This is a genomic window from Candidatus Krumholzibacteriia bacterium (genome assembly GCA_035268685.1).
Lineage (GTDB): Bacteria > Krumholzibacteriota > Krumholzibacteriia > JAJRXK01 > JAJRXK01 > JAJRXK01.
Window position 1 is genome coordinate 1 of sequence record DATFKK010000196.1, and the last position, 9,326, is coordinate 9,326.

Annotated in this window: 12 protein-coding genes; 9 read left to right on the top strand and 3 right to left on the bottom strand. The window is 69.4% G+C overall.

Annotation, left to right across the window (positions count from 1 at the left end; translation table 11 throughout):
- From VKA86_18905 to VKA86_18925, 5 genes are all read left to right on the top strand, one after another.
- Positions 1 to 541: CIA30 family protein (locus tag VKA86_18905; protein ID HKK73277.1), on the top strand; the 541-nt coding region annotated here is incomplete at its 5' end.
- Positions 542 to 561: 20 nt separating this feature from the next.
- Entirely contained in the window at positions 562 to 1,341 is a 780-nt protein-coding gene (locus tag VKA86_18910) for a class I SAM-dependent methyltransferase (protein HKK73278.1), read from the top strand.
- A gap of 67 nt (positions 1,342 to 1,408) precedes the next feature.
- Positions 1,409 to 2,215, top strand: coding sequence for a VOC family protein (locus VKA86_18915; protein HKK73279.1), 807 nt, complete (start codon positions 1,409 to 1,411; stop codon positions 2,213 to 2,215).
- The gene (locus VKA86_18920) at positions 2,212 to 2,742 is read left to right on the top strand and encodes a DUF1801 domain-containing protein (protein HKK73280.1); all 531 of its coding nucleotides are present in this window, start codon (positions 2,212 to 2,214) and stop codon (positions 2,740 to 2,742) included. Before VKA86_18915 ends, VKA86_18920 begins: the two co-directional genes overlap by 4 nt.
- A 65-nt stretch (positions 2,743 to 2,807) precedes the next feature.
- On the top strand, positions 2,808 to 3,953 hold the full coding sequence (locus VKA86_18925; protein HKK73281.1) for a hypothetical protein: 1,146 nt from the start codon (positions 2,808 to 2,810) through the stop codon (positions 3,951 to 3,953).
- An 18-nt stretch (positions 3,954 to 3,971) separates the two neighbouring features.
- Here VKA86_18925 and VKA86_18930 read toward each other — a convergent pair whose 3' ends face one another.
- Positions 3,972 to 4,379 carry a hypothetical protein gene (locus VKA86_18930; protein HKK73282.1) on the bottom strand — a complete coding sequence of 136 codons (408 nt, stop codon included), beginning with the start codon at positions 4,377 to 4,379 and terminating at the stop codon, positions 3,972 to 3,974.
- Positions 4,380 to 4,603: 224 nt separating this feature from the next.
- Here VKA86_18930 and VKA86_18935 point away from each other — a divergent pair, with 224 nt between their 5' ends.
- The 4 genes from VKA86_18935 (at position 4,604) to VKA86_18950 (ending at position 7,565) form a co-directional block, all read left to right on the top strand.
- Entirely contained in the window at positions 4,604 to 4,804 is a 201-nt protein-coding gene (locus tag VKA86_18935; GenBank protein HKK73283.1) for a hypothetical protein, read from the top strand.
- A gap of 167 nt (positions 4,805 to 4,971) precedes the next feature.
- Positions 4,972 to 6,687 carry a methyl-accepting chemotaxis protein gene (locus VKA86_18940; GenBank protein ID HKK73284.1) on the top strand — a complete coding sequence of 572 codons (1,716 nt, stop codon included), beginning with the start codon at positions 4,972 to 4,974 and terminating at the stop codon, positions 6,685 to 6,687.
- Between the two features lie 310 nt (positions 6,688 to 6,997).
- Entirely contained in the window at positions 6,998 to 7,258 is a 261-nt protein-coding gene (locus tag VKA86_18945) for an antitoxin (protein HKK73285.1), read from the top strand.
- A complete protein-coding gene (locus VKA86_18950) occupies positions 7,251 to 7,565 on the top strand; it encodes a type II toxin-antitoxin system RelE/ParE family toxin (GenBank protein HKK73286.1) in 315 nt (104 codons plus the stop codon). Before VKA86_18945 ends, VKA86_18950 begins: the two co-directional genes overlap by 8 nt.
- 93 nt (positions 7,566 to 7,658) lie before the next feature.
- On the opposite strand, the gene VKA86_18955 is transcribed toward VKA86_18950, so the two are convergent.
- Positions 7,659 to 8,765: a hypothetical protein gene (locus VKA86_18955; protein ID HKK73287.1), complete on the bottom strand. Its 1,107-nt coding sequence runs from the start codon at positions 8,763 to 8,765 to the stop codon at positions 7,659 to 7,661.
- Positions 8,762 to 9,326: hypothetical protein (locus VKA86_18960; protein ID HKK73288.1), on the bottom strand; the 565-nt coding region annotated here is incomplete at its 5' end. The genes VKA86_18955 and VKA86_18960, both read right to left, overlap by 4 nt.

Here is a 9,326-nt window from a genome sequence, read left to right on the forward strand (position 1 = left end):
CCTGGTGATCGGATCCGCCATGACCGTTCCCCCGCTCGTGCTCGACGATTTCGGAGATTCCCTGGGCGTGTCGACCTGGGGCGCGCGCTGGACCGGCTTCACGGACCGGGTCATGGGCGGGGTGAGCGACATGAGCGTGGAGCGCCACGGCGACGCCGACACCCCGCACCTGCACATGACCGGCGAGGTGCGCCTGGAGAACAACGGCGGCTTCGTGCAGGTCGCCCTGCCGCTGGACGGCAGTGGCGAGCCACTCGACGCGAGCGCGTACCGCGCCATTCGACTGCGGGTGCGCGGCAACGGCGACGGCTACTACGTGCACCTGCGCACCGACGACACCCGCCGCCCGTGGCAGCACTACGCGGCTCCCTTCGAGGCCCCGGACACCTGGACCGACGTCGAGATCCCCTTCGACCGCTTCACGGCCCAGTCGCTGCGCGCTCCGCTCGACACCGGTGCGCTGCGGCGGATCGGCATCGTGGCGGCCAAGCAGCGGATGCAGGCCGACCTGTCGATCGCCAGCGTCGAGCTCGTCCCCTGAGGCCCCTCGGACGGTTCCCCATGGTCGGGACGAACGCGCTCGGCCACACTCCGCGCACCATGTCCGAGACCTCCTACACCACCATCGCGGCGTACTACGACGAGGTCTTCCCGCCGCGTCCGGGGCCGAGCCGGCTCGTGCTGGACCTGCTCGGCGAACGCGCGCCCGACGCCACCGTCGTGGACGTCGGGTGCGCCACCGGCGGGCTGCTGCACGGCCTGGGCGATCATATCGGACGCGGAATCGGCGTCGACGCCGACCGCGAGCTGCTGCGCGTGGCGCGGGGACACGATCACGACCTTTCGCTGGAGTTCGTCCGCGGCGACATGGCGCACCTCGACGACAGCCCGGCCCTGCAGGTGGTCGAGGCCGACGCGATCACCTGCTTCGGCAACACCCTCGTCCACCTGACCGACGAGGCGGAGCTGCTCGCCTTCCTGGAATGGGCCGAGGCCCACCTCGCGCCCGGCGGCTTCCTGGCGGTGCAGATCGTCCACTACGATCGGCTGCTGCGCGAGGGGTCGACGGCGCTGCCCGCCATCGACACGCCGCGCGTGCACTTCGAGCGCGCCCTCGACTTCGATGCGCGGCCGGGACTGGTGGAGTTCCGCACCGAACTCACCGTGAAGGACACGGGAGACCGCCGGGTCAACACGACCTTCCTGCGACCGCTGCGCGCACGGGAGCTCGTCGACCTGCTGCACCGCGCCGGCTTCACCCGTGTCGATCGCTTCGGCTCCTTCGACCGCGACCCGCTCGGGGACGACAGTCCGGCGGTGGTGGCCGCCGCACGGCGGTGACGCCGGGCGCGATTCCCGCTACGCTCGGGGCCCATCTCCTCGCGCCCCCTGGATCCGGAGGCCTCCGGTGCCCCGCATCGACGCCCACCCCCACGGCCACTTCGGCTGGTTCGATCTGTTCTCCAAGGACCTCGACGCCTCCAAGGCCTTCTACGCGGGACTCTTCGGGTGGTCGGCCGAGGACCAGCCCGCCGAAGCGGAAGGGTCCGAGCCGTACACCATGTTCACGCTGGCCGGTGATCACGTCGCCGGAGGCGGTCAGATGAACGCGGAAATGCTCGCCGGCGGCGCTCCGCCGTCGTGGAACGCCTACGTCTGCGTCGACGAACTCGAACCCGTGCTCGAGCGCGTGACCGCCCGCGGCGGCAAGGTCCTGTTCGGCCCGATCGACATCTTCGAGCACGGCCGCCTCGCCTACTTCGCCGATCCCGAGGGCGCGATGATCGCCCTGTGGCAGGCGAAGGGCCACGGTGGGAGCCGCCGGGCCGACGAGGCCGGTACGGTGTGTTGGACGGAACTGGCCAGCCGTGACATGCACGCCGCCGCCGACTTCTACGGTTCCGTCTTCGGCTGGACGAACACCGAGAACCCCTATGCGCCCGGCCCGGGCTACCGCGTGCTCCGGAGCGGCGACATCGAGGTGGGCGGCATCCTGCAGATGACCGACGAGTGGGGCGACCTGCCCGCCCACTGGGCGCTGTACTTCGAGGTCGACGACGTCGACCGCAGCGCAGAGCAGGTGCGCACGCTGGGGGGCGCGGTGAAGCACGGGCCCTTCGACACGCCCGTCGGCCGCATCGCCGTGTGCACCGACGACGGCGGGGCCTTCTTCTACCTGATGCAGCCCGCCGATGCCATGAAGGAGAACCGATGAGCGATCCGATCGAAGGCTTCCTCGACTCGTTGCCCGACGACCGCCGGGCCGCGATCGAGGCCGTCCGCCGGCTCATCCTCGAGCGCCTGCCCGCCGGTTACGAGGAAACGGTGAACCGCGGCATGCTGGTCTACCAGATCCCGCTTTCGACCTATCCCGACACCTACAACGGCGAGCCGCTGGTGTACGCGGCGCTGGGGTCGCAGAAGAACCACATGACCCTGTACCTGAACAACGTGTACATGAGCGAGGAACGCCGCGCCGAGTTCGAGCGGCGCTTCGCCGAAGCCGGCAAGAAGCTCGATGCGGGCAAGAGCTGTGTGCGCTTCCGCAGTGTCGACGACCTGCCGCTCGACCTGATCGGCGACACCATCGCGTCGGATCCGATCGAGGGATTCCTCGCCCGCTACGAAGAGGTGCAGGGCGCGCGGAAGGCCGCCGCGCGCAAGCAGACGGCGACGAAGAAGAAGACGTCCTCCGAGAAGACCGGCACGAAGAAGAAGCGCAGCGGACGCCGGACCAAGTAGTCCTGCGTCCGCCCGCGCGTCGGCGGCGAAGACTCCGGACGGCAGCCCCCTCCGGAGTCTTCGTCGTGAACCACGCGCGCGCGCGTCTGTGGCTGGGAATCACCAGCGTGGGCACCCTCGTCGTCCTGGCCGTCACCGCCCTGGCCCTCGATCTTCCCGGTCGGTTCCTGCCCGGTCCGGACGCCGGTTTCGGGCCCGAACTCGCGGCCCTGGCGGCCGCCTTCGGCGCGTACGTGGTCGTGTCGTTGCCCTTCGACGTCGTCGGCGGCCATGTCGTCCCTCGCCGCTTCGGCCGGTCCGAGCGGTCGTTCGGCGTATTCCTGGTGGGTTGGCTGCGCGGCGTCCTGGTGCAGGGCGCGTGGTGGGTCGGTCTCGGTCTCGTCGTCCTGCAGGCGTCGCGGGCCGTCTCGCCCTGGCTCGGATTCGCCGTGGTCGCGGTGGCCACGGGAGGACTGGTGCTGGCGCAGGGCGTGTTCGCGCGTTGGGTCGGCGGTCTGCGCCCGTCGCAGCGGGCGGTGCCTACGACGGGTCCGGCCTCCGAACTGCTCGGCACGCGCCGGGTGCTGGCGATCGACCACGACGACGTGGGATTCACCGGAGGCTGGGTCGGACCGCCCGGCCGCGAGGCCCTTCTCGTTCCGGCGCGCTGGGTGCGCGACCTCGCGTCCGATCGCTTCGAGGCCGAACTCGTGCGCCGCGGATCGGTCCTGCGCTCCGGTGCACGCGAGCGCGGGCTCGTGCTGGCCGCCGCCTTCGACCTGATCGGCTTCGGGCTCGCCGTCTTCGTCCTCGGCGGATCGCTGACGAGCGTGGCCGGGCTCGTCACCGTGTCGCTGTGGGTCACGCTGTGGTCGTTCGTGGGCGCGTTGATCCTGCCGTCGCTGAGCCGGCCCGGCGTGTACTGGGCCGACCGCGCGGCCTCCGAACTCGGCGTCGACCCCGCGACCCTGCGCGAGACCGCCCGGCAGCTCGACCGCTGGCAGGACGACGAACCGCGCCGCCCGCGCGGCGTGGAGACCATCTTCCATCCGATCCCCGCCGTGGAGCACCGGGTCGAAGCGCTCGATCACCGACGTCCTGCGGGTCCGGGGGCGTGGCACACCGCGCGCGTGGCGTTGTGGCTGAGCTGGGCGTCGTTCGGACTGCTCGGACGGGCCGTGCACTGCAACTGCGGGCGGCCGGAGCTGTGGGTGCTGTTGCCGGCGGATTGAGCGCGCGGCGACACGAGGTCACTCCTGGACGTCTCCGACCTGCAGATCGGCGGCCGCGACCCGTTTCGAATCGAGTCCGAGCCACTCGAGAGCACGCGACAAGGTCGAGAAGACCTCGACCCCGCGATCGCGGAACTGACGTTGAAGGAGCATCATCAGGGCCGTCGCCCCCGGATCGCGAACGAGATAGGCCGCCCGCGGATCGAAGTCCCCGTAGGCCTCGCGCAGCCAGGGAGCGAACTCCTTCGTGAGCCGGCTGTCGAAGGTCACGTCACCCACGACACACAGGATCACCGTCTTCGGGCCGAGGTCGCCCGAGGAGATCTCCTGGAGCTTCACCGACTTGACCTGGTCGAGCTCGACGTCGCCGTCCAACTGCTCGACGATGAGGTCGTGGTCCGGAAAGTACGCGTAACGCAAGCCCATGCGCGGGATCCTCCGTAGGCAGGAACGGACGGACAGACGGGCATTCGCATGGTGACAGGTTTCAGCGCCGGTTGCCATGACCGGATACCATGACCGGATACCGCATCTCCTCCCGTAGAGGCGCAATTAAGGCGAAAGTAGTGGCGGTCCACAAGCTGCGTGCAAGGTCCGATGCGATCGCTTAGATTTCCCGCCTCGCGCGCAACCTCCCCCGAGCTCCCGACATGTCGAATGCATCCCGACCACTGACCGTCCGACGCCACCCGACGATCCGCCACCTCTGGCAGGTCCTCCGCGACGATCACGACGTGGCCCTCGCCCACGCCCCGAGCCGCGCCGAGGCCGAACTCATCGCCCAGGGCATCGCGCACAGGGAGGGCATCGACGTGCTCGTCGACGACGGGCCCGACCGCCGGACGGCCTAGAGTGCCACCGGGCGCCGTTGGGACGGCCATCGCGGAATTCCGCTAAGGCTTCCGCCCTGCGCGACCGATCGCGAACGGTGGAACGGCACCGCCCGGCACACCAGCCCGGCGCGGAACGCCGCGAGGCCGCCCTGCCTCGGCCCTCCCACGCGCTCCCGGGACCCGCCATGACCATCCGTTCGAGAATCCTGATCGCCACCGTCGCGCCCATCGTCGCGGGCATCGCGGTGCTCGTCGTCGTGACCGCGCTGTCGGTCCGCGAACAGACCCACGAGCGGATCGAGACGGCCCGTGACCGCTACGAGGCCGCCGTGGTCGACCGCCTCCGGGCGCAGGTCGAACAAGCCGCCGCCGCCATCGACGGCGCCGAGGCGGCCGGAGCCGACGCGGGCGAGGAACTCGAGCGGGTCCGCCACCTCGCCCACGGCGATTCCTACGTGTGGATCCACTCGCTCGATCGCCGTGCACCCGGCCGGGCCACGATGGTCATGCACCCGATCGCGACGGAGCTCGAGGGCCGCGACATGTCGCAGATGCGCGATCTCGAGCGCGTCGAACGGATCCACCACGAGGGCACGGTGCACGACTTGTCCGACCCGGAGGTGGCGGACGTCGAGGAGACGAACCTGTTCGTCGACGCCAACCGGGCCGTGCTCGCGTCCCCGACCCGAGACGCCGTGCTCCGGTACTACTGGCCCAAGCCCGGCGGCGACGAGCGGACCGGATACCCGAAGCTCTCCTACGTCCTGCACCTGCCCGAGCACGGCTGGGTCCTGGGCTCCGGCGAGTACGCAGACTTCATCGACGAAGAGGTCGCCGCGATCAGCGACGCCGCGTGGGCACGCGGTCGACGGCTCGTGGGTTCGGTGGTGCTCGTGGGCGCCGTGATCGCGGTCACCCTGATCGGGATCGCGATCTGGCTGGCCGGGCGCATCGCCACGCCCCTGCGCAACACCACCGAGCGATTGCACGAGATCTCCGAGGGCGACGGCGACCTGACCGTGCGCCTCGACGAGACGGGCGACGGCGAGATCGCCGAGATGTCGCGGTACTTCAATCGCTTCGTCGAGAAGATCCGGTCGATCGTCCACGACGTCGGCGAATCCACCGTGCAGGTCAGCGCCGCGTCGACCGAGATGGCCCAGACGTCGACCGCCATGACCGAGGCCGCCGAACGCACCTCCCAGCACGCGGTGTCGGCGAGCAGCGCGTCCGAGCAGATCAGCAGCAACATCGCGTCGGTGGCCACCGCCGTCGAGGAGATGGACGCGAGCATCCGCGAGATCGCCTCGCAGTCGAGCTCCGCCGCCACCGATGCCGGTCAGGCCGTCGAACGCGTCGACCACGCGAGCGCCACCGTCCAGAACCTGAGCGAGAGCAGCGACCGCATCGGCAGCGTGATCCAGATGATCTCGGGGATCACCGAGCAGACCAACCTGCTCGCGCTCAACGCCACCATCGAAGCCGCACGCGCCGGCGAGGCCGGGCGCGGCTTCGCCGTCGTGGCCACCGAGGTCAAGAACCTGGCCAAGAGCACGGCCGAGGCCACCGAGGAGATCACCGACCGCATCACCGGGCTGCAGGGCGAGATCCACGCCGCGTCCGAAGCGATGGGTGCGATCACCGACGTGATCCGCCGGATCAGCGACGCCCAGTCCACCATCGCCGGTGCCGTCGAGGAGCAGAGCGCCACCGTCGCCGAGATCTCCGGCAACGTGAACCAGGTCTCCCTGGGCGGCAACGAGATCTCCGAGAGCATCTCCACCGTGGCGTCGGTCGCCAGCGAGACCTCGGCCGGCTCCGCCCAGCTCCGCGCCGCGTCCGACGAACTCAGCCGGATGGCCGAGAGCCTCAAGGCGCTGGTGGTGCAGTTCCGCGTGTAGCGAGGCGTCGTGGGCACCGGACCCGCCGGCGTCGGCGAAACGTCCCCAGGTGGGGATGTTCCGCTGCGGAAGCGGTGGACGTGTTCCCAGGACCGATCCGGATCGTCGTGACGTGAGGGGGATGGATCGGGCCGCTCGCGGCTCCGGGGCCGGCGTCGTGGCGCCGGGGCCGGCATCGCGCCCCGATGCCGAGCCACCCGGCCCCCTCCGACCGCCTCCCGCCGCGAGATCCTCGACGCATCAACCATCAAATTGACAAAATGTGGGGTCACGAGGCACGTTGATCAAGCCCATCGGCAGGGAGACCGGCATGCGCCGCATTTCGATCGACGTCACGGACGCAGAACACGCCAAGCTCAAGGCCCTGGCGGCCCTGAAGGGTCAGTCGATCAAGGACTTCGTGCTCTCCCGAACCATCGGCGATGCCGAACTGGCGCCCCACCTCGCCGAGCTCGAAGCGTTGCTGGACGAGCGCATCGATCGCGCTCGTGCGGAGGGCACGAGCGATCGCAGCGTGAAGGACGTCTTCGAGCGAGCCCGCCCAGATGGCGGGACGGATCGGGATGCCTAGCTACCGGCTGTCTCCCGACGCCGTAGACGACCTCCTCCAGATCGCGCGCCACACGACCGAAACGTGGGGTGTCGACCAGGCGAATCGGTACGCGACGTCACTCGAACAGTGCTTCCTCTCGATCGCAGCCGGAACAACGGTCACGCGGCGTCCGATTCCCTCGAGGCCGGAGCTGTGCGTCTGCCGGTGCGAGCACCACTACGTGTTCGCTCTGCGCGAAGAGAGCGACTCGGTGATGATCGTCGCGGTGCTCCACGAAAAGATGGGCCTGATGGTTCGACTGCGCGATCGGCTGGAGGGTCTGTAGCAGAGCCGCTCTCCCGTGGCGAGGCCGGCCGGCGTCGGCGAAACGTCCCCAGGTGGGGATGTTCCGCTGCGGAAGCGGTGGGCCCCTCGAGGCTCACCGATCACCGTGGCCCACGCGCTCCAGACACAGGACCTCCGGCTCCCCCGCACGCGAAGCGTCTTCGGCCGCCACGTAGATCCGGTCTCCGAACCACTCGATCGTCCGGACCCACCAGGCCCCGTCCGGCAGGTCGATCTGTCTCTGGCCCACGACCTTTCCGGAATCGGCATCCAGCACCCACCAGGAGATCCGCTCGACGGTATCGCGATCCCGACCGAGACCCGCGGAGGAAACCACGAGCACACGTCCCTCGGCGGCGCGGACCGAAACGCGCGCCACGGCGCGTCGTGTCTCGCGCACCACGGGCAGGGCACCGTCCGGGACCCGACCGCGCAGGGACTCTCGCTGCCGTTTCTGCTGCTCGATCGAGTCCTCGTCGAACCGAAGGATCTCGACCGGCACGTCCACGCGAAAGCGGATACTCCCGTCGGGATCGATCGCGACGAGCGACCCGGATTCGTAGTCGTCGCTCAGGTAGACCGAACCATCCGGCTCGGCGTCCCAGACCCACGCCTGCGCGCCGAGGATCTGTCGGTTCGGCGACTCGAGTTCGTCATGGAGAACGACCGGTGCGCCCCCATCGAGATCGTGCCGCACGAGCCGGACCAGGAGCGCATCGTAGTCGGTCGCCGGCTGGACTCCGGTGTGGCGAACGACTGCACCCTCCACGAGCCGGATCCCGAAGCCCTGCGGCATGCCCTCGGGTTCGTCGAGCTTCGGGATCGTCGCGACGTGGTCGAACGGAGGCCGTACCGGGCGGCGCACCACGCACTGCCCACCGATTCCCCCGATCAGGGCGAGCAACGATCCGTCGGAGGACACGTCCAACGCACGGGGCCGATTCACGTGTCCCGGCGCTTCGCCCGCCACGTCGAGGACCTGACTCGCCGAACCGTCCGCAGTGATCATCACGGCGCCCATGTTCGAGAATCCGTGCCCCACGAGCACGCCGTTCTCGAAGGGAGCCAGTGACGTCACCGGATTCAGGACGACACCACCGTCGATCTCGGTGCTTCGCCACAGCAATCGCGTCGGGACGAGCTCGGCGGCAGAGGCGGTGGTCGTCGCAAGGGCCGCGATCACGATCAGGAGTCGGGTCACTTCGACTGGCTCCCGAACAGCGACTTCAAGGCACCAAAGCTCTTGCTCTCGCCCGATACGGGGACCTCGCGATCCACCCAGCACTGAAACAGGTTCACATTGAGCTGGCAGCCTTCGCAGCCCACGCCCCATCCCCAACCGGATCCAAAACCGGTTCCGCCCCTCCCCCGGTCAGAGCCTCCCCAGCGCCGGTAGACCACCGATCCGTCGACGATGATGTCGGCCAGTCCTGAGACCGGATTCTGCGCGATCTGGATGTCGTGGTACCCGTCACCCGATCCCGCCACGACGAACGTCACGCGGTCGTCGAACCAGTCCATCATCGGGCTCAGGTGGAGGTCGCCCGCGGCGTCGGTGCCGAGGCGCAGCATGAACATTCGATCATCGTTGACGTACCAGATCTTGCTGCCGTGGGGTTCGATGTGCACCGGAGCCACGGGATCAAGATCGAGGTCGCCGACTGCACGCACTACGGCGCGAAGCACGAAGCCGCCCGCCGCGGCCTCGGCGACTTCTTCGGCGGTCCCGGTGAGGGAATAGTTGATGCCGTAACGGGCGAAC

Bases quoted from the DNA above. Each gene is read 5' to 3' on its own strand.
- VKA86_18910 (HKK73278.1), top strand. From the start codon at position 562: ATGGTCGGGACGAACGCGCTCGGCCACACTCCGCGCACCATGTCCGAG.
- VKA86_18920 (HKK73280.1), top strand. From the start codon at position 2,212: ATGAGCGATCCGATCGAAGGCTTCCTCGACTCGTTGCCCGACGACCGC.
- VKA86_18930 (HKK73282.1), bottom strand. From the start codon at position 4,379: ATGGGCTTGCGTTACGCGTACTTTCCGGACCACGACCTCATCGTCGAG.
- VKA86_18935 (HKK73283.1), top strand. From the start codon at position 4,604: ATGTCGAATGCATCCCGACCACTGACCGTCCGACGCCACCCGACGATC.
- VKA86_18940 (HKK73284.1), top strand. From the start codon at position 4,972: ATGACCATCCGTTCGAGAATCCTGATCGCCACCGTCGCGCCCATCGTC.
- VKA86_18945 (HKK73285.1), top strand. From the start codon at position 6,998: ATGCGCCGCATTTCGATCGACGTCACGGACGCAGAACACGCCAAGCTC.
- VKA86_18950 (HKK73286.1), top strand. From the start codon at position 7,251: ATGCCTAGCTACCGGCTGTCTCCCGACGCCGTAGACGACCTCCTCCAG.